The following is a 26,920-nucleotide window of genomic DNA, read 5'->3' as shown; positions in this document are numbered from 1 at the left end:
GGGGTACTTCTTACTACCCGCCAATCATGCTTAGCCACTCATCTTCGGTCATCACGGTCACGCCCAGTTCCTCGGCTTTTTTGAGTTTAGAGCCAGCGCCTGGGCCAGCCACCACAATATGGGTCTTGGCCGAGACTGAACCCGCCACCTTAGCACCCAGCCGTTCGGCCTGAGCCTTCGCCTCATCACGGGTCATTTTTTCCAGCGTGCCGGTAAAGACCACCGTCTTGCCCGATACCGACGATCCGGTCGCCACAACTTGCGCGTCCTTCACCCGAAGCTCCGCGACAAAGCGATCATAGATGCCCATTTCGTGGTCGTTGGAAAAATAGGCCACCAGCGCCTCAGCCACACTGGGGCCGACCTGATCCTGCTCGATGATCGCCGCCCGCGCACCGTCTTCATCGGCCACCGCCGCCGTCATGGCCGCGCGAAAAGCCGGTTCTGATCCATAGGCCCGCGCCAGAAGCTTGGCCGTCGTATCGCCGATATGTTTGATGCCGAGTGCTGCGATAAACCGCTCTAAGCTGATATCGCGCCGCACCTCAATCGCCTGAAACAGGTTTTGGACGCTTAAGCTCCCCATGCCTTCGCGGTCTTTGAGTTTTTTTAGCGACGCCGCATCGCGGGCCTCAAGCTTGAAGATATCCGCCGGTTCGGAAATCAACCCGTCCTCATAGAACTTAAGCAACTGCTTTTCGCCCAGCCCATCGATATCGAGCACGCGGCGGCTGACGACATATTTCAGATATTCGACCCGCTGGTGCGGGCAGGCATGTTCGCCGGAGCAGCGCCGCGCCACCCCCTCTTCGCCCCTGGCATTGACCTCACGCACCACTTCGGTTTTCAGCGGACACGGACAAATGGTCGGAAAGTCATACGGTATCGCCTCGGCGGGCCGCTCACTCAACTCAACCCCAACAATCTGAGGGATGACATCGCCGGCGCGCTGCACCCGCACCAGATCACCGATGCGGATATCCTTGCGCGCGATTTCATCGGCATTGTGAAGCGTTACGTTCGACACCACCACTCCGCCGACCGTCACCGGATTAAGCCGCGCCACCGGTGTTAAGGTGCCGATGCGACCGACCTGAATGTCGATGGCCTGAAGGTGGGTCAGGGCCTGCTGGGCCGGGAATTTATGGGCAATGGCCCAGCGCGGGGAGCGCGACACAAAGCCTAATCGGCGCTGATAATCCAGCCGGTCGACCTTATAGACCACGCCGTCGATATCGTAGCCCAGTTCGGAGCGGTCCTTTTGCAGGCTGTTATAAACCTCAAGCAGGCCTTCGGCATTTGAGGTGCGGATCGAGCGCGGATTGACGCTAAAGCCCCAGTCCCGGAATTTTTGCAAGGCTTCGGATTGAGTGGTGACAAAATCCGAATCGGACACTTCACCCCAGGCGTAAGCGAAAAAATGCAAAGGCCGTGACGCGGTAATCTGCGCATCCAGTTGGCGCAGGGCCCCTGAGGCCGCATTGCGCGGATTGGCGAAGACCTTACCCCCGGTTTCCGCCGCCGTGGCGTTCATGGCCGCAAAGGCTTCCAGCGGGAAATAGACCTCGCCGCGAATTTCAATACGGTCGGGATAGCCGGAGCCTTTGAGTTTATGCGGGATATCCTTGATAGTTTTGACGTTTTCGGTGATATCCTCACCCAAACGTCCATCGCCACGCGTGGCGGCCCGCACCAGTTCTCCATCCACATACAGGATCGAGCATGACACGCCGTCGATCTTGGGCTCAGCGGCAAAATGGATCGTCTCCAGCGGATCAAGCTTCAGGAACCGGCGGATGCGGCCCACAAAATCGGTAATGTCTTCGGCGCTGAACGCATTATCGAGCGACAGCATGGGGATACCGTGCTGAACGGGCGCGAACTTGGCCGATACCGGCGCCCCGACCGTTTCGGTCGGACTATCAGCCGTCACCAGTTGCGGATAGAGCGCCTCAAGCTGGCGCAATTGCTGCTCAAGCTGGTCGTAATCAGCGTCCGATAACTCCGGCGCCTCTTCGTTATAATATAGCGCCCGGTGATGATTGATCTCCGCCGTCAGGCGGTCATGTTCGGATTTGGCGGTATCGAAATCTGTGGTCATCTGGAGTCTAAATTAAAGAACCTCCCCTGTTGCAGGGGAGGAGGGAGGCCGGATTTATCCGGCCGGAAGGTGGGGTAATTACCGTAAGACGGATTTACCCCCTCTTTGATTTGAAGCAATGCCTCAAATCAAAGCTCCCCCTGCAACAGGGGGAGTATTATTCTTTACCCACGAACCAGCGCATGGGCGGCGGCGCGGGCGGCTTCGGTGATCTCAGCCCCCGACAGCATCCGCGCCAGTTCCTCAAGGGTTTCGTCTTTTGATAGCTCGACTACTGATGAGCGCACCCCCTCGCCCGCATCGGCCTTGGAAACCTTAAGATGCTGATCCCCGCGCGCTGCCACCTGTGGGCTGTGGGTCACCACAATCACCTGCGACGATTGGGCCAGTTTTTTCAACCGCAAGCCCACCGCATCGGCCACCGCGCCGCCCACCCCTTGATCGACCTCATCGAAGATCATCACAGGCCCCTTGGCGTCCACACCGCCTTTGGTGGCCAGTGCAGCCTTGAGCGCCAGAGCAAACCGCGCCAGTTCACCACCCGACGCAATCGCGGCCATCCCGCCCCAGTCGGCGCCGGGGTTGGTCTTGACTTCAAAGGCGATCACATCCCCTCCGGTCGGGCCATAGCGTTCGACCTCCAGCGCCGTCATCGCCACCCGGAATCGCGCCTTATCCAGCTTAAGCGGCGTCAGTTCGGCCATGACAGCGTGGCTTAAGGTTTCCGCCGCCTGCATCCGCTGCGCGCGTAGAACCTCGATTGCCCGATGGAAAACGCTCTCCGCGTCCTTAATCTTGGCGGCCAGTTTTTTCAGGTGCGACTCAGCATCCTCAATCTGGTTCAGATGGTGCGCCATCCGCACGCGCTCTTTCGGCAGATCCTCGACCAGCACATTGAGCTTACGCGCCATGCCGCGCAGGGCAAACAGCCGCTCCTCAACCCGGTCCAGCTTTCCCGGCTCAACGTCCAGCGCATCGGCTGCCGCATCCATCAGCGCCAGCGCTTCATCGGCGGATATTAACGTGCGATCCAGCGCTTCGGCCGCCGCCGACAGGCGCTTCAAAACCTCATGATCCTCACCGGCCCCGGCCTGAGCGGCGCGCGTTCGGGCGTGATCGAGCGCGCGAAACGCCTTGGCCAGTTGCTGCGACAGGCGATCGCCGCCCACAGCGGTTCGTGCCTCGGTAATATCTTCCAGCGCCCGCTCTGATGCCCCAAGCAAAGCCCGCTCCGACGCCATCTGCGCCTCTTCGTCGGCCTGCGGGTTCAGGCGCTCCAGTTCCTGCAAGCGCAGGGTCAGGGCTTCGATTTCCGAGGCATCGGCCTGGGCTTTTCTGTGCAGGTCGCGGTATTCGTCCTTAAGGGCTTTCAGCGCTTTAAACGCCGCCTGAACTTCGCTGAGATACGGCGTACAGCCGCCGTAATTATCGAGCATGGCCCCGTGGGTTTTGGGATCAAGCAAGCCCACCGTCTCATGCTGGCCATGTACCTCCAGCAAGCTGTCGCCCAGCGCTTTCAGCACGCTGACGCTGACCGACTGATCATTGACAAAGGCCTTGGAGCGGCCATCGCGGCTGATGACCCGGCGCAGCAGCAAGGGCTCACCGGCTTCCAGCGCCAGACCTTTATCTTCAAGGAATTCATAGAGAGAGGATGTGCCGGCAATCTCAAATTCTGCGGTCACCGCCGCCTGCGGCGCACCGGCGCGGATCAGGCCCACGTCGGCGCGTGCGCCCGTTGCCAGCCCTAATGAGTCCAGAATGATTGATTTTCCGGCCCCGGTTTCCCCGGTCAGCACGCTCAGGCCAGACCGTATATCGAGGTCAAGCCGATCCACCAGAACCACATCCTGTATCGTCAACCGCGTCAGCATGAACACACCAAAAAAGCGGGCCTCGTGAAATGAGGCCCGCTTTCATTGATTCGCTAACGGGCCATCAGCCCGGCTATTTAAAGCGGAGTGATGCGGCTTAGCCAGCTTTTTTTCTTCTTTTGTTCTTTTTCTGGCGCGGCAGTCTCAACCTTTTTGGCATCGGGATCGGGTGCCACCGCCAGGGTCTGGCCGCGTGACTGCATCAGCTTGTAGGCTTCGTTGTACCAAAACTCACCGGGGAAGTTATGGCCCAGCACGGCCGCATTACGGTTGGCTTCGTCGGTCAGGCCCAGAACCAGGTTGGTTTCGACCAGACGATACAGGGCCTCCGGCGTGTGGCTCGTGGTCTGGTACTTATCGATCACAGTGCGGAAACGACCGGCGGCAGCCAGAGGCTGGTTCTGATTCAGGTAATAGCGCCCGATTTCCATTTCTTTACCGGCCAGTTGATCGGCCACCATGTCGAGTTTCAGGCGCGCATCCTTGGCATATTCGGAGTTCGGATAGCGCAGGATCACGTCACGCAACAGGGTTTGCGCCTGTACCGTATAGGCCTGATCCCGGCCGACATCGACGATCTGCTCGAAATAGTTGTTGGCCTTCATATAGTAGGCATAGGGCGTGAGCGGTGAACCCGGATAAAGCTGGATGAAATGATCCGCCGCTGTATTGGATTCTTCGTAATTATTGGCCATGTAGTTGGCGTAGATGGTCATGATGATAGACCGGCGCGACCATTCCGAATAGGGATGCTGACGCTCCACTTCCTCGAAATAGGACACGGCCTCGTTCCAGCTTTTTTCATCCAGGCGCTTCATACCGGTGGCGTAAAGCTGCTCAACCGGACGCTCTTCGTAGACCAGATTAGCGCGGGCAGGTTTTTTACCGGCGCAGGCACTTAAACCACCGATAGCAAGGCTGGCCAGCACAAGGGCGGCAATCGTTTTTTTGGAAACAAGCTTGGTCATCAAAGGCGTCACGCGTGTCGGTCCCTATTTCTTGGCCTTGGTTAGTCGCAGGCCCGGACGTAAACGACCGGAATCCCCCAATGGACACTTACACGAGGCAGTTTAAATAGCCAACAGCCTTATTAAGGCTTAACCCGCTTTCGACAGGGCCGGCGCCAAAGTCACCACACGGTACGCGTCCGGGCGGGACAATAGGGCACGAACAAGGGCATTATTAAGGCCATGACCGGCCTTGATTCCTTCAAAACGGCCAAGAATCGGCATGCCCAGAACATAGAGATCGCCAATGGCATCCAAGGCCTTATGACGCACGAATTCATCAGTGTAGCGCAGGCCCTCAGCGTTCAGCACCTTGTCACCATCGATGACAATGGCGTTGTCCATAGAACCGCCACGAGCCAAACCCGCCGCGCGCAGTGCCTCAACCCCTTCGAGGAAGCCAAAGGTGCGGGCCGACATCAGTTCATCGCGAAAGCTGTCTTCGGTGACGACCAGATCGACGACCTGATGACCAATCACCGCGCTGTCAAATTCGATTTCAAAGCGCATTTCAAAACGATCACACGGTGTCAGCGAAGCACGTTTATCGCCTTCGATCACCTCGACCGGTTTTAAGATTTCAATCACGCTTTGCGGCATGGGCTGACGGCGGAACCCGGCACGATCCAGCAGTTGCACGAACGGCAAGGCCGAACCATCCATGATCGGCACTTCCGGCCCGTCCATCTCGATCAGGACGTTATCGACGCCCAGCGCCGACAAGGCCGCCATCAGGTGCTCGATGGTCGAGACCGACACACCGGCCTTATTGGTGATAACCGTACCCAGACGGGTCTGGGTGACAGACTCTGCCGTCGCAGAAATAACATTGTCACGGTCGGTAACATCAGAGCGCATGAAGACAACGCCGGAACCCGCAGGCGCCGGACGCACCGACAAGCGCACGCGCTCACCGGTGTGCAAACCTACGCCCGCGCAAATCGCCGGGGTGGCCAGGGTGTGTTCATGATGCTCTGGCAACATAGACAGATAATCCAAAAAGTCGTGATGCCGTCGCCCCGCAAATGGAGTTTTGGCCTAGTGTGGGTATAGTTTCCGCCCACGTTAATCACAACTGAACTTGAATTTCTGTTTGTAACGTAAAGGATTACGGCAAAAAGACGTTAAGATCCTGCCCTATCAAAAGGCCTTATACCGTAAGCCGTAACCCCCTGAAACGTAAATGGCGCGCCAAGGTTTGAATCTTAGCGCGCCACAATTACGATATCACATAGTGCCTTTAATGCAACAACACAGATGCCCTAGTTCGCCAGTCTGCGCAGGAAGGACGGGATCTCAAGATCATCCTCAGCTTCCGGGGCCGCCGACATTTCAGGCTTGGTGACACTGACCGTCGCGGAACGATGATCCGTGACCTCCGGTTGCGCCGGATAGCTGGGCTGGACCGATGGCTGTTGCGTCACCGGCGCGTAGTGCGAGGTCGTGTCGCGATTACGCTGCGGAAACAATGACCTCCAGATCGAGCCTTTCTCCTCCTCCGGCGGGCGGGCCGGGGCATGAGTGGGGGCCTGAACCGTAGGACGGGCCGGCTCAGGGCGCGGCGCATTGCCGGCAAAGGTCGGGCGTGGCGGCTGCGGATAGGTCGGGCGCACAATTTCGGGCTGAGCGCGCGGCGCCTCAACGCGAGGGGTTTCGATCCGGGGCGCCGCAGGCGCTACCGGCTGATCAGGCACGCTGGAAAACAAACCGTCTTCTTCACCTTCGACTTCAGGATCGACGATCTTGCCGATTACGCGGCTTTCCGGAACCTCAGTCTTTGCCGCTTCAGCCGGGGCCGTAAAAGCTGGACGCGCCATTGATTGAAGCGGCTCACGTGGGGCCACGGGTTCGATACGCGCGCCGAATTCACGTGCAGCAGGTGCTGGCACGGGCGTAATCGCCGGGGCCGGGGCCGACGCAAACACAGGCGCGCTTACAGAGGCTGGCTGGACATTAGCAGGCTGGGCCTGTTGGGGCTCACGCGACGAGCCCCCCGTGAATAAAGGGCTTTTGGGGGCCGCCTGTACTGTCGGTTGAGGCTGGGCCGGAGTTGCGGTTTGCACAGGCGGCTGAGCGACCGCAGCCTGGCTATCCATGCCGGTGGCCACGACGCTGACACGCAGTTTACCTTCAAGCGATGGATCAAACGCGGCGCCAAAGATGATGTTGGCGTCCGGATCGACCTCGGACGAGATCGCATTGGCGGCTTCGTCAACCTCAAGCAGGGTCATATCCAGACCGCCGGTGACATTGACCAGCACAGCCTTGGCGCCCTTGAGCGAGGTTTCATCAAGCAGCGGATTCTGAATGGCGTTTTGCGCGGCCTGCATGGCACGGTCATCACCAGATGCTTCGCCAGTCCCCATCATGGCCTTGCCCATTTCGGACATGACCGAGCGCACGTCGGCAAAATCGAGATTGATCAGGCCCGGCAGCACCATCAGATCGGTTATGGAACGTACGCCCGAATGCAGCACCTGATCGGCCATGCCAAAGGCTTCGGCAAAGGTGGTGCGCTCATTGGCGATACGGAACAGGTTCTGGTTCGGGATGACGATCAGGGTGTCGACATAGCGTTGCAGCTCAGAGATACCGGCATCGGCCAGACGCATCCGGTGACGGCCCTCAAACATGAACGGCTTGGTGACCACACCGACCGTCAGTATGCCACGTTCCCGCGCGCATTTGGCGATGATGGGGGCCGCGCCGGTGCCCGTACCCCCGCCCATACCGGCGGTGATGAACACCATATGGGCACCATCTAGGTGCTCTGTGATTTCGTGGTGAGATTCCTCCGCTGCGGTCATGCCGACCTCAGGGTGAGCGCCCGCGCCCAAACCCTGGGTGATCGACACACCCAACTGGATCTTACGGTCGGTCTTGGCAAACTGGAGTTGCTGGGCGTCCGTATTGGCCACCACAAACTCCACGCCTTCCAGCCCGGACTCGATCATGTTGTTGACGGCGTTGCCACCGGCGCCACCGACCCCGAAGACGACAATGCGCGGCTTCAACTCGGTTGTGCGCGGCGCAGACAGATGAATAGCCATGATTTGGACCAACCTCCCGTAACCTCTGCCCTCACAGCCACCCGGCCGGGGGAATTGCCGGGACGTGAGCCTGAAAGACAGGCTCGCACACCTCAGCAGTACTCAGAGGACTATCAGACATCAAATACGCTTAACGAATAGTTACCGAGTACTCTGAGTCGGGAGGTTTTGAAGCCCTTTTGGTAATAAATTTTAACAGAGATTACCAAAGTATGACTTTTCCGGTGGATAGAGTTTCCACAGATCGCCACATGCGGCGAAATTAAGTCGCAAAGATCAAAAAGCGCATCTAAATCCTAAAGCCGCAGACACTTTTAGGGAGGCGTTGGATATAAAATTACAGGTTATTTCTCAGCCAGTCTATCATTTTGGTGACCGCACTGCCGCCGCCGGACGCCTGCGGGGCTGCCCCCGGCCCTAAGCGTGCACTCATGATCTTTTTGACCGGCACCACATCGCGCGGCCCGTAAAGTGTGCGCAGGATCACCCCCGCCGCCGCGGAAAAGGACGGGCCTGCCGCCGCATCAGCCAGATGAGGTACGCGTTTCGGTTTTCCTAAACGCACCGGACGATCAAACACCCGCACGGCCAGTTCACGCACACCCGCCAGTTGCGACGCGCCGCCGGTCAGGACAATCCCCGCCCCCGGTTCAAGCTGCACACCTGAGGCTTTCAGCTTTTCGCGCAGCAATTCAAAGGTTTCCTCAACGCGCGGCGCGATAATGCCTTTCAGGATCGAGCGCGGCACCGAGATAGGCCCCGCTCCCGGATCATCACCACGCGGTGGCGCTTCGACCATTTCACGGTCTTCGTTGGAGGACGCAATGGCCGAACCATGCAAAGTTTTCAGACGCTCCGCCCCCGCCAGCGTCGTTGACAGACCGCGGGCAATATCGGCGGTCACATGCGCCCCGCCGACGTTCAGGCAATCGACATGAACCAGTGAGCCATTGGCAAATACGGCTGCCGTGGTGCATGACGCGCCCATGTCGATGCAGATGCTGCCCAGTTCTTTTTCATCGTCCTCAAGGGCGGCTACCGCCGCCGCCAGAGGCGCACAGACAATGGCCTGCACCTCAAGATGAGCCATGCTGACGCATTGCTGAATATTATTAAAGACGTTCTCGTCGATGGTAATCACTAACAGCTCTAACCCCAGCGCGCGGCCGGTCAGGTTACGCGGATCACGCACGCCCGATTGCCCGTCCACCGACCAAGACACCGGTAACAGGTGGATGCAGCGACGATTGGGGAAACGCACCTGGGACAAGCCTGACTGAATGGCGCGGGTCAGATCGGCATCGGAAATCGGTTTGGTGCCGAGCGAGACGTGCGCCGACACGCGGTGCGAGGCCATCTGCGCGCCCGGCACGGAGACACGCACGCCCTGAAGCGAGGCATTGGCCATAGCTTCGGCGCGCTCAACCGCCTGGCCGATCGCCTGAGAGGCCGCGTCCATATCTATGATATTACCGGCGCGAAGCCCGCGCGACTGCACATAGCCAACCCCGGCTATGCGGATGGACTGATCGGCCTGACGCGCGCCTTCGGGCTTTAGGATAAAGCAGCCGATCTTGGACGCGCCTAAGTCAAGCGAGGCGACAAGCCCCGGTGTGACTTCAGCTTTGGGGGTAAATTCTTTACCGGAACGATCTTCGTAACGCGACATATGACGATTTTCAGGTTAAGCGGTTTAAATCAGGCAGCGGGTTGAGCGGTCGTGGTTGTAAAGGGGGCGACGATCAGGGCATTGGGATCACGCAGGTCGATTTCGGCCAGCCCCTGATCCAGCACACGGCGCGACGCAATCAGGGTATCCAGACGCGCCAGCGCATCTTCTTGATTGAGCGCCGGCAGCTTAATCAGGGTGGCGTTTTTCAGCCTCAGATCCCAGCGACGGGTATCGACCCGCACCAGAACCTCCAGCTTTTGCATCAGTTCCGGGCGTGAGCGCACCAGTTCAAGAATGTCTTCGGCATTTTCATTAGCCCCCTCACCGACCACCAGTGGCAGGTCGACAAAGTTATAGGCGCGCGCTTCGGGAATGATCTGGCCCTTATCATCGATGACATAGGACTTATTCTGATATTGCCAGACGGCCAGACGGGGGCGCTCAACCACATCGATGATCAGCACATCCGGGAATTGGCGGCGTACCGTCACCGACTCCACCCAGCCGATTTTTTCGATGTCTTCCTTGACCCTGGCCAGATCCATCAGGGCGATCGGCTGACCGCGCTGAAAATCAAGGGCGGCGCGAATGTCAGCGCGCGAATAGTCCGACACGCCTTTTAAATGAATATTTTGTAGATTGACCCCTGCGGCGGCGATACGACGGTCAGCAAAATCGCGCATCCCGTCGGTCAGCATCTGGGCGCGGTTTCCGGTGGCCAGCACTGCCAGTAACAAAATGCTTAAGCCGCCAAAGGCCAGCCATGCGGTCAGTTCCGATGGCATCGGCACACCGCCAACGGCCCTCATCATGCCGGATTGCCCAACGACCCGCTTGCCGCGAGATGAATTCGACGCAGAGGCCTTCGACGCACCTTTCGGCGCGGACTGAACCTTAGCTTGCCGTCTTCCTCCCCGAACCACTGCGGGCATAGGCGTCCTCCACAATCCACTTGACCAGATCATCAAAGCCCATACCGGCATAGGCCGCCTGCTCAGGGGCGAGCGAGGTCGGGGTCATGCCGGGTTGGGTGTTGACCTCCAAGAGAACCAGAACGTCCTTAATTTTGTCATAACGAAAATCACTTCGTGTAAGACTTTGGCAACCAAGTGCGCTGTGCGCCAACTCTGCTTGCCGTTTGGCGCGCTCAAAAACTGTGGACGGAATGTCGGCCGGCAGGACGTGGCGGGAGCCATTCTCGCCGTACTTGGCCTCATAGTCGTACCAGCCGGTATTGGAGACGATATCGGTGACGGTAAGGGCCCGCGGCCCGCCTGATTCTCCAAGTACCGCAACCGCCAGTTCCTGCCCGGCCACATAGGGCTCAACCATGACCTCTTCGCCAAAGGTCCATGCGTCGGACGCCAAATCCTGCGGTGGCGAATTGGCGCCTTCGCGGATGATATAGACCCCGACACTTGAGCCCTCAGCATTGGGTTTCACCACGTAGGGCGGAGCCATGACGTGATCGCGGGCGACCTCATGACGGTTATAAAGCCCGCCGCCCGGCACGGTGACGCCTGCGGCTTTGAGTACAGCCTTGGCTTTGGCTTTGTCCATAGCCAGCGCTGAAGGCAGAACGCCGGAATGAGTATAGGGGATTTGCAGGGTCTCTAAAATACCCTGAACGCAGCCATCTTCGCCCCACGCCCCGTGCAGGGCATTAAACACCAGATCAGGCTTTAACGCCGTCAGCACCTGTGCCAGATCGCGACCGGCATCGACGCGGGTAACCTTAGCGCCCAATCGTTCAAGGGCATCGGCACAGGATTTACCCGACACCAGCGACACGTCGCGCTCGGACGACAGCCCCCCCAAAAGAACCGCGATATGAAGATGAGACAGGGGCAGACTGGACATGAAACCCGACCATTATTTAGAAAATCAAGGGCCGTGTTGTGAAGGGTTAGCGGCATGAGGTCAAGGCCATCTTGCCCCCTCAAATGGGCATCCTCAGTTCACACTGTGTAAAGCATTAATGTTCAGATACTGTCCGACTGACTTTGATGATCATCATTGTAGCGAGCCCATGTCATTCAGCCTCAGCAATAAACCTCTGCGCGCAGCGCTTTACCTATCGTCAATTTACGCTTTTATGCCCGCAGGCGCTCAGGCCGCCGATGGCCTGAGCCTATCGGGGTCGGTGCGAGTGCGCTATGAAGACCTGTCGGGGCAGTCGCGCGCTGGATTTGGCGAGAACGATCAACTATATAGCCTGCGCACCATATTGACTGGCGAATATAGATCAGGCCCGTGGCGCACAGGAATTGAGCTTCACGACAGCCGCGCCTATGGCAGCCGTCCCTACAGTGCGATTGGCACCAGCGAGGTCAATGTCCTGGAGCCCGTGCAGGCCTATATCGCGCGCGATTTTAACGACGCCTTCGGGCCGGGCTATGATGTATCGGCACAGGCGGGGCGCTTTACACTCAATCTCGGGTCAGGCCGTCTCGTGGCGTCTGATGATTATAGCAACGCTACTAATGGTTATACGGGGGTGAAGCTTGATCTGACCACGCCTTCCCATACCAAAGCGACGTTTATCTATACACTCCCACAGGTGCGTCTGCCCAACTATGAGGCGTATATTCTGGATAATGAGCAGCAATTTGACCGTGAAATGGGAAACTTGTTTCTGGTGGGCGGCATAGTGACAAAGCCTGAGCTATTTGGCACCACTCGCGGCGAGATTAGCTATTTCAGGCTTTCCGAAGACGACGCCCCGGGTATGCCTACACGCAACCGCGAACTTGATACCTTAAGTCTGCGCCTCATACGCTCCCCTGAAGTGGGGCATGTGGATTATGAACTTGAGACCATATATCAGTCTGGAACTACATACGTAGAACCCTACCCCCACTACGACGACGCCTATGACGTCAGCGCGGGCTTTGTCCATGCCGACATAGGCTACAGCTTTAGTGAGGGGTTCTGGGGTTCGATAAAAACCCGATTGTCGGTGGAATATGATTATGCCAGCGGCGATAAACTGGGCGGCAAGTACGGGCGCTTTGATACCCTGTTTGGCATGCGTCGCGCCGATTTCGCCCCCGATGGCATCTATTCCCAGATCGGCCGCGCCAATATCAGCACACCGGGCATCAGGCTAGAAGTTGCTCCCACGCCCAGGTTTGACGCCTTTGTGGTCTATCGCGGCCTATGGCTGGCGGAGCCTACGGATAGCTTTTCAACCACAGGCGTCAGGGATTTCTCTGGGCAATCCGGCAGCTTTGCGGGCACCCAGCTTGAAGGCCGTGCGCGTTTCTGGCTCGTGCCCAATCGCCTTCGCGCCGAGGTCAGTGGCGCAATAATCGATAAGGGTTACTTCCTGAAAACCGCCCTTTATCCGTATAATTCCCCTGATACGCACTATATTTCCGTCGCCCTGACCAGCCCTTTTTAGTTTAAGATTATAGAGTAGAACGCATCTCCTTCGTCACTCCTCGTTTGCGGTGAAGCGTGGACATCTCTGACGCGTATTGTCAAACGGCGACAGTAGAGCCCAGTTAAACATAAAAAAAGCGGGTGAGACTGCCCTCACCCGCTTTGATTTTTAAGCCTTACGCATCGGCCTTTTCGTCATCCGTCACCGGCACGGCAAGATTGGAAGAGTTTTCCACCAGCACGCCGGTATCCTCATCGCGGACAATCTCTTCGCCGTTGAGAACCTTGATGATCTCTTCACCGGTCAGGGTTTCGATCTCAAGCAGGGTCTTGGCCAGACGGTGCAGGCCGTCATTGTGCTCGGTCAGGATGCGCTTGGCGTCATCATAACCGGCCTGAACCAGACGGCGGATTTCACCGTCGATCTTTTGGGCCGTGACTTCGGACACATCGCGCCCAAAGGCACCATGCTCATCCTCGGCATCCTTATAGTTGACCAGACCCAGTTCGTCCGAATAGCCCCAGCGGGTGACCATGGCCTTGGCCAGACGGGTCGCCTGCTGGATGTCGGACGACGCGCCAGACGTGATCTTATCCTTGCCGAAGATCAGTTCCTCAGCGACCCGGCCAGCCATCAGGATAGCCAGACGCGAGGTCATCTGGGTGAAGTTCTGCGAATAACGGTCGCCTTCCGGCAACTGCATGACCATACCCAGCGCACGACCGCGCGGAATGATGGTCGCCTTATGAACCGGATCGGCTTCCGGCACCTTAAGCGCCACAATAGCGTGGCCACCTTCGTGATAGGCCGTCAGCTTCTTTTCGTCCTCGGACATGGCCATCGACTTGCGCTCAGCGCCCATCATGACCTTATCCTTGGCGTCCTCGAAGTCCTTCATGGTCACCAGCTTGCGGTCTTTACGAGCGGCCATGAGGGCGGCTTCGTTGACCAGATTGGACAGATCAGCCCCGGAGAACCCCGGTGTGCCGCGCGCGATCACCTTGACATCGACATCCACGGCCAGAGGCACCGGCTTCATGTGAACGCGCAGAATGGCTTCGCGGCCGGTCAAATCAGGATTAGGCACCACGACCTGACGGTCGAAACGGCCCGGACGCAGCAGCGCCGAATCCAGCACGTCAGGACGGTTGGTGGCGGCGATGATGATAATGCCCTCAGACGCCTCAAAGCCGTCCATTTCCACCAGCAACTGGTTCAGGGTCTGCTCGCGCTCATCGTTACCGCCGCCGTGGCCAGCGCCGCGGTGACGACCGACGGCGTCGATTTCGTCGATAAAGATAATGCACGGCGCATTCTTTTTGGCCTGCTCGAACATGTCCCTGACGCGCGACGCACCGACGCCGACGAACATTTCCACAAAGTCCGAACCGGAGATCGAGAAGAACGGCACACCGGCTTCACCGGCCACGGCGCGAGCCAGAAGGGTCTTACCCGTCCCCGGAGGGCCGACCAGCAGCGCGCCTTTCGGGATCTTACCGCCCAGACGCTGGAATTTCGTGGGGTCTTTCAGGAAATCAACGACTTCGCGCAGTTCCTCCTTGGCCTCATCAACGCCGGCCACATCGGTAAAGGTGACGCGGTTCTTATGCTCGGTCAAAAGGCGGGCCTTCGACTTGCCAAAGCCCATAGCGCCCCGGCCGCCGCCCTGCATCTGACGCATAAAGAATATCCAGATACCGATGATCAAAAGGATCGGCAGCAGACCCGACAGAATTTGCACAAACAGCGAAGTCTGTGCGGTCTGAACCTTCACATTGACGCCCTTGGCGTTCATGGTTGAGGCCAGTTCCTCATTGGGATAGGGCGTCACGATCTTAAAGACCTTTTTGTCCTTATTGGTGGCGGTCACCTCATCACGGTGGAAGGTGGCAGAGGTGATTTCGCCCTTATCGACCGCCGCAATCAGTTGCGAATAGGTCATTTCCGACGGCTGCGCCGGATACCCACCCTTCTGGTTCATATAAGAATAGGCGCCGATCAATACAGCCAGCAAAACCCCAACAATCGCCAATGAACGCAGGTTCATAAACCTCAATCTCCCAACGCCAGCATGGCGCAATCAATTAGTACATCCCTAGCGGGTCATCCCACTCAGGTAAATGCCGTAAAGACCTATATAGTGTGGATTCGCCGCTCTACCAGAGCAGATCGGCTTCATCCTTCATAAGCCCGAGCGCCGCATAAAAGCGCCACAGAACCCACGACCTCAAGGTCACCCCCGCACTGTTGTCGCTTTCCGATAACAACACAAGGTCATTGCCCGCACCGCCACCGGTTTTCGCGACCGGTAGCGCCCCGCGCAAGCCTGACGGAACCTGCAAATAACGCGCCAGATCAGCCTCCACCAAAGCGTTTTTTTGTCCCTGAACAGGGCTGATGGTTACGTCCCCTTGCAGAGATCTGATTTCAAAACGCCCGTCCCATATCCCCGCGTCACCGCAAGCCAACACTAACGGCTCCACCTTGTGCCGAGCTATGTCTCCGGCCTCACGCCCGATCAGGATCGTGCCTGCGCGACATATCAGCCGCGCACCTGACAGCACAAAGGGCCCTGCCTCACCGCATTTAAGGCCGTTAGCGATCGCCACCACACTATCTGAGCGGGGCAAACGCGCGTTACCGCCAGCGCTGACCATCGCCGCTGCAATCAGTCTGTTAGCCCGCGGGTCAGATAGGCCCCGTACATAATCGGCACTGAGCGAAATAATCCCGGCCCACCCCAAAGGCTGAGGCATGGATAGTACAGCGGTAAAATCAGCAGCCCCCACTGGATCAGGCGCCTCATCCGCCCCCGTAAGTTGCGCCCGCGCCAATAACCGTGCCTGTGACCGCAGATATTTAGGGTTTTCATTGGCCGGATCATCAACCCATCCGACCCCAATCGCGGTCAGCCAGTCACGTAACACCTTACGCGGCACGTTGAGCAATGGCCGATAGATAAAGACGCCCCGCCCCTGTGGCCACACGGGTGATGGCGACCACATGCCGGGCGCACTGACATTAGAGCCCATATCGCGCATCAGCGCCGCTTCAAGGATATCATCGCGATTGTGGCCGAGGCTTAAGACCTCAATGCCCTTGCCCCGCGCGGCGTCGGCCAGCAGTCCATGCCGGGCCTGACGCGCGGCGGCCTGAATACCAGATACCGGCTTGTCACCGATCCAGTCGAGTTTGGAAAAACCATGCCCCAGCCGCCGCGCCAAAGAATGCACCTGCGCGCACCAGCCCATGCTCAGCGGATTAAGACCATGATCAACGCAAAACACCTCAATCGGACGCCTACCCCACAGATGCAGCAGACACAGCAAGGCCACACTGTCGCCGCCGCCGGACACTCCCACGGCTAAAGGTTTGGCGCTATCTTTGATCAGATAGCGCTCAAAACCCTCAAAAATATCGTGAAGTTCGGCAAATGGCTGAAGCGCCTTCCGCCACAAGCCAAGCTCATCCAACAGCGGTTACGCCGCACATTGCGCCTTGCCCTTAAGCGCCTTGGCCTGAGACTTCATCGGGGCCGACGCCTGAGCGGCATAGCGCTTATCGAATTCAGTCAGGGCCGCGCAGGTCTCAACCTTACGGTTCAGATCCGCCAGTGCCGTCGCCAGCTTCACCGTTGATTCCGGTGCCCACGACGCCTTGGGCCAGCCCTTGAGAGAGGTAGCATAGGCCGCGACCGATCCCGAAATATCACCGCGCATGGTTCTGATCTGGCCCAGACGGAACCAGGCTTCGGCCACCTGCGCTGATTTTGGCCATTGGGTCGTAAAGGCTTCGAACGCGGTTGTGGCCTCATCAAGCTGATTGCTGCTCATCAGGCTATAGGCCTGATCGAAATCCGCTTCAGCGCTGCCGGTTGTGGGCGGCGGCGGCGGCGGACCGGCGAGTGCGGCCTCAAAGTCTTTGGATTTGGCATCGAGCAGATCAACCCGCTTGGTCAGGGTATCGGTACGCGCCGTCAGCGCCTGAACCTGTGACTGGGCTTGTGTTGCTGCGAAATTGGCTTCTTCCAGTTGGCCGGTCAGGCGCGTCAGTACAGCGGCCTGCTCATCCAGTTTGCGCGACAGAAAGTCAACGGTGGCCTGCAAGGCCACAACCTCGGGGTCGGGTTCAACCAGAATGGGTGGTGCGGCTTTATTTTCGGTTTTCTGAACTGCGCGCTCCAACTTCCGCACATTGCGATCCAGACGGTCAAGGCGCTTTTTGTCCCAGACAATCGCCGCCGGCGCATTCGGATCAGCAGGTGTGGCATCATCCTCGTCGGAAATGGCATAGTTCTGAGCCACGGCCGTGGACATCACCGACATACCGCCGGTCAGAGCGATTGCCATAACCAGACCGCTGACACAATGACGCAAAGTCCATTTTTTAGCTGCCGTTTGTTGCCAACGCACCTGAACACTCCCGCATATAAATAGAAACTGCACTGTAAAGCCCGTAACATAAAGAGTCAGGGGTTACAGTTTTATGAAACTGGAGACTAACCATAAAGACAGGCCGAAATATGACAAGCTCAAATCCCGGCACAGCTTCAGGAAACTCAAATCTTGAGCCCTTGCCAATAAAAAACCCCTGCTGCGAGAACAGGGGTTTTTAGTGGCTTAGGTTTTAAGCCTTATTTCGAGGCCGACAGCTTGTCGTTCATCACCCAGCCGATATTGTCATTGTCATCGGCCACTTGCCACCACATGCCGTTCTTTTCGCCGGTTGGATAGACAGTCAGACCGACCGGCAGAGCGCGAAGCACCTTACCCTTGGCATCCGGTGTGCTGCGCAGGGTCGTGGCCGTCAGCACATCAAAGCTGCGTGTCGGGGCCGCAGCCGCTCCGCCAATGTCGATCCCGCCCAGACTTTGAACCATGTCCGTATAGGCCATAATAAACGCCTGAGTGACCATGCGGCCGATTTCCGTGCTTTCATAGCCGCCGCCAACGGCACCGGCAAAGCCAGCCCCCGCGCCAACGCCCCAGCTCAGTTCGTTCTTAGCTGCACTGCCCGAAAATGAGTTGGACTCAGAGGTGCGCACGTCGGTCAGCGACAAAACCGTTTCCGCTTCCATCTTTTTGGTGCGGAAACCACCGACGACAGCGCCCGCGCGACCACCGACCAGACCGCCGATCAGGCCCGCAGCCCCGCCGCCGCCGGTGTTGGAATCAGCCGCCGCCACTTCGGCCACCAGCACAAAGTCAGCGGCCTTGATCTGCCCCTTGCCCATGTTTGAGCCGCGTTGCAGGCCCATGGAATTTCCCAGTTCACGCTCACGCTGGGCCACGTCCATGCCCGCGCCGCGATCAACCAGGCTGAAACAACCCGATTTCTGCACCACGACCTTAAGCAACTTAGCCGGTGGAGCCAGATTGTTCTGCGTCCAGCCATAGGAATCATCACCATCCACGATGGTGATCGAGCCCAGCTTTTTGGAGCACTTCGGGATTTCAGCCACCATCTTATTCTGATGCTGCTGAACCTTCGACGATTTCGCCATCGTCGATTGCGCAAACACTTGAGAGCCTGAGCCCAATGCGCAGACCGTGGCGGCCGTCATGGCCAAAAGACGAAATTTGAGCATTTTCAGCCCCCTGAAAATCTGAGTGAATGATTGATAACCGAGGTTCGGATTTTACTACGTCGCCGTCGAAATCACCATACGCAATCACGGCTCATGATTACAAAAATCGGGCCCATGCGTAGCACAGGCCCGATCAAAATCAATGTTATTTATACGCTGACGTCAGGGCTTATTGAGCGCCTTCGGTCAGGGTCGTCTTGGCGTTACGGTTCTTGGCCCAGCCTTCTTCCGATGAGGTGGTGTCGAGCGGGTTTTCCTTACCGTATGAGATGGTCGAGATGCGGGCCGGCACGACGCCCTTTTGTGTCAGGTACTGCGACACAGATTCGGCGCGGCGGGCACCCAGAGCGAAGTTGTACTCACGGGTGCCGCGCTCATCCGCATTGCCTTCGATACGGATCTTAACGGCCGGATAGCGCACCAGCCAGGCAGCCTGAGCGTCCAGCAGCGCCTTGGCGTCTTCGCGCAGACCGGATTGATCCAGATCGAAATAAACGCGGTCACCAACATTGACCACGAAGTCCTGCTGCGAACCGGGGATGATGCCGACCGGAGCCACTGGCGCCGGGGTCGGTGCCGCTTCAGGCATCGGGGCCGGGGTCGGAACGGGCTCAGGGGTCGGAGCTACTGGTTCAGGCTTCGGCTTGGACGCACAGGCCACCACCGATGCGGACGCAAACGCAACCAGCGCAATTTTGGAAAGGGTTTTCAGGGTCATGGTCATCAGAAGTCGTTCCTTAAGTCTGCAGGTTTAAGTGCGCATCAGCCTCATGGGTTAAGACCGATACATGAAATTTGTGACGCCTTTGTAAGGCCTGTAAACGTTGATCGTTACGATGATATGGCTTTCAGGCTTTGTCAAACCGAAGTGGTTGCAAATCAAAGGCATCTATACGATTTCGATCATTGATAGCTTATTAAGCCTGAGTTTATCGCCTCAAAGTGTAAAAAAGCGATAGTTCTCCCGTAAAAGAAATGTACTCTCTACTTCAGACGAGGCGACCAGGCCGGATCAGATGCACCGCCAGGATACGGAACTGCGCGCTCCACCCGACCGGTGACATCCACCGTCCACAGCGACGGCATCCCGCCCGGAGGCTCACGGAAGAACATGATGTAACGGCCATTGGGGGCCCAGGTCGGGCCTTCTTCAAGGTAGGATGAGGTCAGAAGCCGCTCACCCGAACCGTCAGCCTTCATCACCCCGATCGAGAACCGTCCGCTGGATTGTTTGGTAAAGGCGATCAGATCGCCTTTGGGCGAATAGACCGGCGTTGAATAGGAACCACCGCCGAAGGTAATCCGGCGGATGCCCGATCCATCGGCATTCATGGCGTAGATTTGGGGGGAGCCACCGCGATCAGAGGTAAAGACAATCGTTGATCCATCTGCCGAGAATGACGGCGAGGTTTCAATTGACGATTCTGTCGTCAACCGGCGCGTAGAGCGCGAGCGCAGGTCCATGACATAGATATCTGTATTGCCCCCCTGAGCCACGCTGTAGGCCAGTTTGGTGCCATCGGGCGAGAAGCGCGGCGCAAACACCATACCCTTCTGGCCCACCGTTTCCTGACGGCCCGTTTCAATATTGAAAATATAGATGCGCGCGGAATCGTCACGCAGCGCCATATAGGTGATTTCCTGACTGTCGGCATTAAAGCGCGGGGTCATGACCTTATAGGAGCCATCGGTCAGATAGGACGGATTGGCGCCGTCCTGATCCATGATGGCCAGCCGCTTGATGCGCTTTGAACGACCGCCGCTTTCGGCCACGAATACGATACGGGTATCGAAATAGCCCTCTTCGCCGGTCAGCTTTTCATAGATGGCGTCGGCAATCTTATGGGCGATGCGACGATAGTTTTCCGGTGTGGCTGTGAAAGACATGCCCAAAAGCTGCTTTTCGGAGAACACATCCCACAGGCGAAAATCAACCTGCAAACGCCCCTGCCCGTCAATAAAGGCCATGCCATTAGACAGTGCCTGCGCATTGATCGTGCGCCAGTTTTCAAAGTTTGGTGTCACATTGACATCAAGCTGCGACTGGATAAACGCGTTCGGATCGATCGGCCGGAAAAAGCCGGAGCGTTCCAGATCAGCCATGACCACCTTGGATATCTGCGTCCCAAGATTGCCCGACGCATTGGTCGCCGCCGAATCAATCTTGATGGCAATCGGCATCGGCTCGATCACCCCCTGATTAACGGTGGCGCGCAGAGGCTCCTGGGCCTGAACCGGCGCGGCCACACACGACAGGGCGGCAACCGTTACGGCCAGAGTCATGAGGCTGCGGATCACGAAGGGGCTTTTGCGTATAGAGCTTTGGGTCATCAAGGGCCTCTTTGATTTTTCTCCTCCCCATTTCATGGGGAGGTGTCGAGTTTACGAGACGGAGGGGTATCCTTCGTCAGCAGTACCCCTCCGTCTGTTCGCTGCGCTCACAGCCACCTCCCCACGCCAGCGTAGGGAGGAGGAAAAGCAATGTACCTTGTTCTTATGTTATCTATATCTCAGTACTCATTACGGAAATAAAAGAACAATGAGGCAAGATTATCGCGACGCACAGAAAGTTTTGGCATCAAAGGTAATAATCAGCGCCCGGTTATAAAGCCCATCAGGCAAATCTCCGTAGGGCTGACCACGGCTGACGGCAGCAATAGCCCGCGACGCCCCGGCCTGCCAGACCGGATCGCTGCGCCGATCCAGCCATTCCGGCCCTTTGACGACGCGCCCACCCGGCGAAAGCGTAAACCCGATATCGATCTCAACCTGATTGCCGCCCGGCACGTCACAGTTCGGCGACCATAAACGTTGCAGACGTGCCGTCAGCGCGTTCATAGCGGGGCCCGTATCGGCTGGCGACGACCCCGCATTGGATGCCCCATCGGTCGCGCGGGTATTGGCCCGTGCAGGGGCGCGGGTCGGCGCTTTTGACGGCGAGCTTGGTGATTTAGCCAGAAAATCCAGATCCAGCGCCTTAGGGGCCGGTTTAGCGGGTGCCTTTTGCGCAGGTTTTTTTGTGTCCTGCGGTTTTTTCAGGCCATCCTTGGACACTTCCGGGGCCTTGGGCGCCGGTTTCGGTTGCGGCGTCGGGGCCTTGGCCACTTCGGGCTTAGGCACCGGCTGCTTAGGCGCAGGCGTAGGCGGGGCCGGTTCCGGCATGACTTCGGGCGCGGGCTCAGGCTCCGGCGGCTTGACCGCCAGTTCATCGACCGGGGCTGCCGCCTGCTCAAAGGTCGGCATGTCGGAAATGATCGTCACCGGTACGGATGAGGTCAGAGTCTTAGGCGTCTGATGCGTCCAGGTCACAAACGCAAGCGCAACGATGCCGACATGCAGCAGTACCGACAGGAGTGTGGCTGTACCGAAACGTCTCATTACGGCTGCGTCACCTCTGGCGAAGACGGTGCAGATGCGGCTTTTTCCCCGACGCTTTCGGTCAGCAGATTGATCTTGGTAAAGCCCGATGTCGACAGCTTGGCCATCACCCGCGCCACGTTCTCATAGGGTGCCGCGCCATCGGCACGCACATAGACGGGCTTTGACGTATCGCCATTGGTCATGGCCAGCAGACGCGCCGCCATCTGATCGTAGCTGGCCGGATCATCCATCACATAGATCGCGCCGTCGCGCTGAATCGACACGGTCAGCGGATCACCTTCATCCTTAAGCGCCGCCGCTTCGGTCTTAGGCAGATCAATCTTGACGCCGGAGGTCAGAAGCGGAGCCGACACCATAAAGATGATCAGCAGCACCAACATCACATCCACCATCGGCGTGACGTTGATTTCAGATAATGCGGGCTTACGCCGCGATCTGCGCCCGCCTCTGCGGCCTCCGCCGGCAGCGCCTGTTCCCAATGCCATGCCGGTCTCCTTACTTCAGGCCGCCGAGCTTGTCGGCCAGACGACGGGTCACCGACACCATCAGTTCATCAGCAAACCCTTCCATGCGCCCGACGAAACGGCCGGTCTTGGCGCTGAACAGGTTATAGCCGATATAGGCCGGAATAGCGGCCGCCAAGCCCATAGCCGTGGCAAACAGGGCCTCGGAAATTGCAGGCGCTACGGTTGCGAGATTGGTATCCCCCTGAGACGCAATCGCCCCAAAGGCATTCATGATCCCCCAAACGGTGCCGAACAGCCCGATAAACGGGCTGGCGGTGGCGATAACCGCCAGAATACTCAGGCCATCTTCGATCTGATCGGCTTCGGCGGAAATGACGTGATTAAGCTCGCGGTCAATCTGGTTGACCAGCAGATCGCTTTGGGACGGGGTGATCACCTTACCCTTATAGTCGCGCCACGCAGCAGTCACCGCCACCAGCAACTTCTGGAACGGTTGCGTCGGATTGGTGCCTAATGATGCCCCGATATCTTCGAGCGGACGACCAGAAGCCAGAGTGCCTTCAAAACCGTCAGCCTCTTTGTTCATTCGGTTCAGCTTCAAAGTCTTATCAATAATGATCGCCCACGACCATAATGAGGCCAGCACCAGTCCGATCATTACCGATTTGACGACCCAATCGGCCTGCATAAACAGTTCAACGAAATTCAAACCTGAACTGAGGGCTTCGGGGGCAGCCGCCGCTTCCATATAAGACTCCTAAAAAGTAACCTGACGCGCGAACGGCCATTCGCGCGTAATCGAATTGTTTCGGCACCTTGCCTCAAGAGTGATGACAATTCTATGGCAAGGTTAATTAAGTTTATAATTTTCAGGGAAAGTGCAGTGATGCCGCAACTATCCGTAACGGATCACGGCTATTGGCATTCGCTATCAGGTGTCAATACGCAGCCTTGATAAAGCGTGTCACTATACCAGCAGATTATTGCCGGGATGCACCGCTTCAGCCGCCGTCTTTTCGGCGGTAAGTGGCTGTGGCTTATTTTCAGGTAAAAACTTTTCGCGCACGATCTCCAGCAGCGACTTGGGCAGACGGCGCGGTCGCGACGCCATATCGATGCACACCAGTTGCAGCTTACCGACGCACAGAACCTTACCCTTACACTCAATGCGCTGGGTCAGGTTAAAGCGCGCGCCTTGCGACCCGTCGATCTCACTGCGCACCCACAGGACATCATCGATCTTAGCCGGGGCATGGTATTTAACGTTGATTTCCGCCACGGCAAAGGCCAGCGGGTCTTCGCGCGCCGCCAGATCAGAATGGGGAATGTTCAACAGGCGCATAAAGTCGGAACGACCGCGCTCAAAATATTTCAGGTAGTTTGCGTAATAGACCACACCGGAAAAATCGGTGTCTTCGTAATAGACACGAATCGGCAAGCTATGGGTACGACCGTCGATAAAGCCCGATAACGCGCCCTCGACCAGAAAATCGATATCTTTCATAGCCCACCTACGCAAAAAGCGCTCAGGTCACACACACAATTATGCCCGACACGCTGGTCACACCGCCCATACCAATAATAAGCTACCTCTGCCGCAACGCAATATGAAAACCTTGCGCGCCCGGTCACGATTCGTAAAGACTTATTTAACCACAGGGAAGAGCTGTCGCCAAAAATTCAACGTAGTCATTAGCAACGCACAGTTGCGTCCTATAAAAGCAAATATTACCCGTCAAACAGATCGCCTGTGGGGGGTATTGCCGCTGGCGGATTAAGGCCCAGATGCAGATAGGCGCGTGCACAGGCCATGCGTCCGCGCGGCGTGCGCTGAATAAAGCCCTGCTGCAACAGATAAGGCTCGATCATATCCTCAACAGCGTCGCGGGCTTCGGCAATGGCAGCCGCAATGGTCTCCAGCCCTACCGGCCCACCGGAATAGTTTTCAATCAATGCCCTCAAATACCGCCGATCGGAATGATCAAGGCCGACTTGATCGACCTCAAGCCGCGCCAGCGCTTTTGAGGCCGCCTTTTTATCGATCGTGGTCGCCCCGTCGGCGGTGGCAAAATCGCGCACCCGCCGCAGCAACCTGCCCGCCACCCGCGGCGTCCCGCGTGAGCGTGAGGCAATTTCCATGGCCCCGTCTTCGCTGACGGGCGTACCCAGTTTACGCGCCGCCCCGATCACCACCCGCGTCAGTTCTTCGGGGGTATAAAACTCAAGCCTGAGCGGAATACCAAACCGGTCGCGCAGGGGCTGCGACAGCAACCCCGCCCGCGTGGTGGCTCCCACCAGCGTAAACGGTGCCAGGTCAATGCGCACCGTCCGCGCCGCGGGGCCATCCCCGATGATGAGGTCGAGAACATAATCTTCCATGGCCGGATAAAGGATTTCCTCAACCGCCGGATTAAGCCGATGAATTTCATCGATAAACAGAACATCGTTGGGCTCAAGATTGGACAGGATCGCCGCCAGATCGCCCGCCTTGGCCAGCATCGGCCCGGAGGTGGCGCGAAACCCAACCCCCAGTTCCTTGGCCACAATCTGCGCCAAGGTTGTCTTGCCCAGACCGGGCGGGCCATAAAACAGCACGTGATCAAGGGATTCACGACGCGCGGCGGCGGCGGCCACGAACACCTTGAGATTGGCCTTGAGCGGGGCCTGCCCCACAAAATCGTCAAAGGTTTGCGGACGCAGAGCGCGGTCAATGCCCAGTTCGCTGATCAGCGATCCGTGTTCATCGTCCTGCCGCTCGCCTGAGATCAGTCTACTCATGTCGTATTGTACTCTCTATCGCCCTAGCGCCTTAAGCGAGGCGCGGATCACCGCCGCCAGTTCCGCCTCCGGCCCCAGATCCTTTACCGCTGCCTCTACCGCCTGTCTCGACTGCTGCTCAGACATCCCAAGCCCCATCAGGGCGGCCACGCTTTCACCATTCACCGACGGCTTAATCGTCGTCACCGCCGCCGGACTGTAGCCGACCGGCTCAAACGCGCCCGCCACGGTCAGAGGCTTGCCTTTAAGTTCAATCACAATGCGCTGGGCCAGCTTTGGCCCGACACCGGACGCCCGCCCGACTTTCGCCTTATCCTCAGACGCCACGGCCTGTGCCAGTTCAGACGGCGTCATGATATCGAGTACCGCCAAAGCGGCCTTAGGCCCCACGCCCTGCACCCCTTGCAGGGACACAAAGGCCTGCCGTTCATCCTTGGTCAAAAATCCGAACAGGCGCGTGCCGTCTTCGCGGGTGACACTTTCGATGTGGACGATAACCTCGGTGCCCAGTTCCGGCATATTGGCAAGCGTCCGCACCCCGCAACGGACGATATAGCCGACACCCCCGACCTCGATCAGCGCCTCTTCGTCGCTCAGTTCCAGCACAAGGCCGCGCAAACGCCCGATCATGCTACGCTCCGCTTGGTTTTAAGTTGCGCTACCGCTGCGCTGCTTGAGCGCAGTATAGCCATCTTACGCTTATGGGCATGGGTGATCGCCACCGCCAGCGCATCGGCCATATCTGCTGTAAGCGAAGCCTCAGCCCCCGCGCGCGGCAACAGGCGCCTGACCATGAACAGAACCTGATCCTTATCGGCGCGCCCGGCCCCGACTACCGATTTTTTGACATCAAGGGCGGCATATTCCGCCACACTCAGGCCCAGCTTTGCGGGGGCCAGCATCGCGGCCGCTCGCGCGTGACCCAGCTTAAGGGTCGAGGCCGGATTCATATTGACAAAGGTTTCTTCGATCGCGGCTTCATCCGGGTGATAGGTTTCAAGCACCTGCGTCAGCCCCTCAAATAAATCCAGCAGGCGATCCGACAGGGCCTGCTTTTCATCGGGTGTTATTACCCCGTGCCCGACCCACGACAGACGCGCGCCGTCAACGTCGATAACGCCCCACCCCAGCCTGCGCAGACCGGGATCAAGTCCGATGATCCGAATCGTGTTCTTCATATGTTCGATATAAAACAGGTCTTCATCCGGTGCGCAACCGAACATTGGTTAATATGGCGGTTAATGCGACACTAGCCCATAGACTTGCTCGATATCCTGCAGGCGGCTTTTGACCTGCGCCAGGGCCGCCGCCGTCTTTTGATACGACAGATCGTCGTCGGTCTGACCGCGGCAGGCACGCGCCCGCTGAGCCAGGGTGCGTTGAAAAAAGTCAAGATCCCTCAACAGGTCGAAATAGGTCTGGCAATCACCTGTGGCCCGACTTGCGTCGATATCACGATCAAGGGCCGCATTCAAAAACTGATCGACGGTCACAGGCATTATAAAGTCACCGGTATTGTAAGGTTGCAGATATGGGGCATTGTCCTAATTCTGTCATAACGAGATTATAGTTAACCGTCAGAGGCCGCAAGCGCACGTGAGGGGTCGCAATAAATGGC

23 protein-coding genes are annotated in these 26,920 nt (G+C 57.9%); 1 reads left to right on the top strand and 22 read right to left on the bottom strand.

All coding sequences use genetic code 11. From position 1 onward, the window contains the following. Positions 1 to 13: 13 nt before the first annotated feature. The 8 genes from ligA to PQU98_RS15585 all read right to left on the bottom strand — a co-directional run bounded on the left by ligA (position 14) and on the right by PQU98_RS15585 (position 11,564). Positions 14 to 2,101 carry an NAD-dependent DNA ligase LigA gene (gene ligA, locus PQU98_RS15620; RefSeq protein ID WP_272745895.1) on the bottom strand — a complete coding sequence of 696 codons (2,088 nt, stop codon included), beginning with the start codon at positions 2,099 to 2,101 and terminating at the stop codon, positions 14 to 16. 164 nt (positions 2,102 to 2,265) lie between these two features. Continuing rightward, a complete protein-coding gene (gene recN, locus PQU98_RS15615; RefSeq protein WP_272745894.1) occupies positions 2,266 to 3,975 on the bottom strand; it encodes a DNA repair protein RecN in 1,710 nt (569 codons plus the stop codon). Between the two features lie 77 nt (positions 3,976 to 4,052). Beyond that, the gene (locus PQU98_RS15610; protein WP_272745893.1) at positions 4,053 to 4,943 is read right to left on the bottom strand and encodes an outer membrane protein assembly factor BamD; all 891 of its coding nucleotides are present in this window, start codon (positions 4,941 to 4,943) and stop codon (positions 4,053 to 4,055) included. A 129-nt stretch (positions 4,944 to 5,072) separates the two neighbouring features. Next, positions 5,073 to 5,966 carry a UDP-3-O-acyl-N-acetylglucosamine deacetylase gene (gene lpxC, locus PQU98_RS15605; RefSeq protein WP_272745892.1) on the bottom strand — a complete coding sequence of 298 codons (894 nt, stop codon included), beginning with the start codon at positions 5,964 to 5,966 and terminating at the stop codon, positions 5,073 to 5,075. A gap of 278 nt (positions 5,967 to 6,244) precedes the next feature. Further along, entirely contained in the window at positions 6,245 to 8,032 is a 1,788-nt protein-coding gene (ftsZ, locus tag PQU98_RS15600) for a cell division protein FtsZ (protein ID WP_272745891.1), read from the bottom strand. A gap of 337 nt (positions 8,033 to 8,369) precedes the next feature. After that, entirely contained in the window at positions 8,370 to 9,701 is a 1,332-nt protein-coding gene (ftsA, locus tag PQU98_RS15595) for a cell division protein FtsA (protein ID WP_272745890.1), read from the bottom strand. Between the two features lie 29 nt (positions 9,702 to 9,730). Further along, the gene (locus PQU98_RS15590) at positions 9,731 to 10,636 is read right to left on the bottom strand and encodes a cell division protein FtsQ/DivIB (RefSeq protein ID WP_272745889.1); all 906 of its coding nucleotides are present in this window, start codon (positions 10,634 to 10,636) and stop codon (positions 9,731 to 9,733) included. Beyond that, positions 10,599 to 11,564 (bottom strand): D-alanine--D-alanine ligase, encoded by a 966-nt coding sequence (locus PQU98_RS15585; protein WP_272745888.1) that lies wholly within the window; start codon positions 11,562 to 11,564, stop codon positions 10,599 to 10,601. Before PQU98_RS15585 ends, PQU98_RS15590 begins: the two co-directional genes overlap by 38 nt. Positions 11,565 to 11,733: 169 nt before the next feature. Between PQU98_RS15585 and PQU98_RS15580 the strand changes: the two genes are divergently transcribed. Then, entirely contained in the window at positions 11,734 to 13,107 is a 1,374-nt protein-coding gene (locus PQU98_RS15580) for an alginate export family protein (protein WP_272745887.1), read from the top strand. A gap of 157 nt (positions 13,108 to 13,264) precedes the next feature. Here PQU98_RS15580 and ftsH read toward each other — a convergent pair whose 3' ends face one another. The 14 genes from ftsH to PQU98_RS15510 form a co-directional block, all read right to left on the bottom strand. After that, positions 13,265 to 15,136 (bottom strand): ATP-dependent zinc metalloprotease FtsH, encoded by a 1,872-nt coding sequence (gene ftsH / locus PQU98_RS15575; RefSeq protein ID WP_272745886.1) that lies wholly within the window; start codon positions 15,134 to 15,136, stop codon positions 13,265 to 13,267. 109 nt (positions 15,137 to 15,245) lie between these two features. Beyond that, positions 15,246 to 16,547 (bottom strand): tRNA lysidine(34) synthetase TilS, encoded by a 1,302-nt coding sequence (gene tilS, locus PQU98_RS15570; RefSeq protein WP_272745885.1) that lies wholly within the window; start codon positions 16,545 to 16,547, stop codon positions 15,246 to 15,248. Positions 16,548 to 16,568: 21 nt separating this feature from the next. Beyond that, the gene (locus PQU98_RS15565; RefSeq protein WP_272745884.1) at positions 16,569 to 17,501 is read right to left on the bottom strand and encodes a tetratricopeptide repeat protein; all 933 of its coding nucleotides are present in this window, start codon (positions 17,499 to 17,501) and stop codon (positions 16,569 to 16,571) included. Positions 17,502 to 17,722: 221 nt separating this feature from the next. Then, complete coding sequence (locus PQU98_RS15560; RefSeq protein ID WP_272745883.1) at positions 17,723 to 18,676, bottom strand: CsgG/HfaB family protein; 954 nt, start codon at positions 18,674 to 18,676, stop codon at positions 17,723 to 17,725. Positions 18,677 to 18,845: 169 nt separating this feature from the next. Beyond that, complete coding sequence (gene pal / locus PQU98_RS15555) at positions 18,846 to 19,400, bottom strand: peptidoglycan-associated lipoprotein Pal (protein ID WP_272745882.1); 555 nt, start codon at positions 19,398 to 19,400, stop codon at positions 18,846 to 18,848. 260 nt (positions 19,401 to 19,660) lie between these two features. Then, positions 19,661 to 20,971 (bottom strand): Tol-Pal system beta propeller repeat protein TolB, encoded by a 1,311-nt coding sequence (tolB, locus tag PQU98_RS15550; RefSeq protein WP_438263886.1) that lies wholly within the window; start codon positions 20,969 to 20,971, stop codon positions 19,661 to 19,663. 255 nt (positions 20,972 to 21,226) lie between these two features. Next, positions 21,227 to 22,054 (bottom strand): cell envelope integrity protein TolA, encoded by an 828-nt coding sequence (tolA, locus tag PQU98_RS15545; protein WP_272745881.1) that lies wholly within the window; start codon positions 22,052 to 22,054, stop codon positions 21,227 to 21,229. After that, a complete protein-coding gene (tolR, locus tag PQU98_RS15540; protein WP_272745880.1) occupies positions 22,054 to 22,542 on the bottom strand; it encodes a protein TolR in 489 nt (162 codons plus the stop codon). Before tolR ends, tolA begins: the two co-directional genes overlap by 1 nt. Before the next feature lie 10 nt (positions 22,543 to 22,552). Then, the gene (tolQ, locus tag PQU98_RS15535) at positions 22,553 to 23,272 is read right to left on the bottom strand and encodes a protein TolQ (protein WP_272745879.1); all 720 of its coding nucleotides are present in this window, start codon (positions 23,270 to 23,272) and stop codon (positions 22,553 to 22,555) included. A 219-nt stretch (positions 23,273 to 23,491) separates the two neighbouring features. Then, positions 23,492 to 24,028 carry a YbgC/FadM family acyl-CoA thioesterase gene (locus PQU98_RS15530; protein WP_272745878.1) on the bottom strand — a complete coding sequence of 179 codons (537 nt, stop codon included), beginning with the start codon at positions 24,026 to 24,028 and terminating at the stop codon, positions 23,492 to 23,494. Positions 24,029 to 24,252: 224 nt separating this feature from the next. Beyond that, on the bottom strand, positions 24,253 to 25,302 hold the full coding sequence (gene ruvB, locus PQU98_RS15525) for a Holliday junction branch migration DNA helicase RuvB (protein ID WP_272745877.1): 1,050 nt from the start codon (positions 25,300 to 25,302) through the stop codon (positions 24,253 to 24,255). A gap of 15 nt (positions 25,303 to 25,317) precedes the next feature. After that, on the bottom strand, positions 25,318 to 25,932 hold the full coding sequence (gene ruvA / locus PQU98_RS15520; RefSeq protein WP_272745876.1) for a Holliday junction branch migration protein RuvA: 615 nt from the start codon (positions 25,930 to 25,932) through the stop codon (positions 25,318 to 25,320). Beyond that, positions 25,929 to 26,480: a crossover junction endodeoxyribonuclease RuvC gene (gene ruvC / locus PQU98_RS15515; protein ID WP_272745875.1), complete on the bottom strand. Its 552-nt coding sequence runs from the start codon at positions 26,478 to 26,480 to the stop codon at positions 25,929 to 25,931. Before ruvC ends, ruvA begins: the two co-directional genes overlap by 4 nt. Positions 26,481 to 26,540: 60 nt before the next feature. Further along, complete coding sequence (locus PQU98_RS15510) at positions 26,541 to 26,801, bottom strand: hypothetical protein (RefSeq protein WP_272745874.1); 261 nt, start codon at positions 26,799 to 26,801, stop codon at positions 26,541 to 26,543. Between the last annotated feature and the right edge of the window lie 119 nt (positions 26,802 to 26,920).

This window comes from Asticcacaulis machinosus, from assembly GCF_028550435.1.
Lineage (GTDB): Bacteria > Pseudomonadota > Alphaproteobacteria > Caulobacterales > Caulobacteraceae > Asticcacaulis > Asticcacaulis machinosus.
The sequence above is the reverse complement of the archived record's forward strand: the minus strand, read 5'-3'. Positions and strand labels throughout refer to the sequence as shown.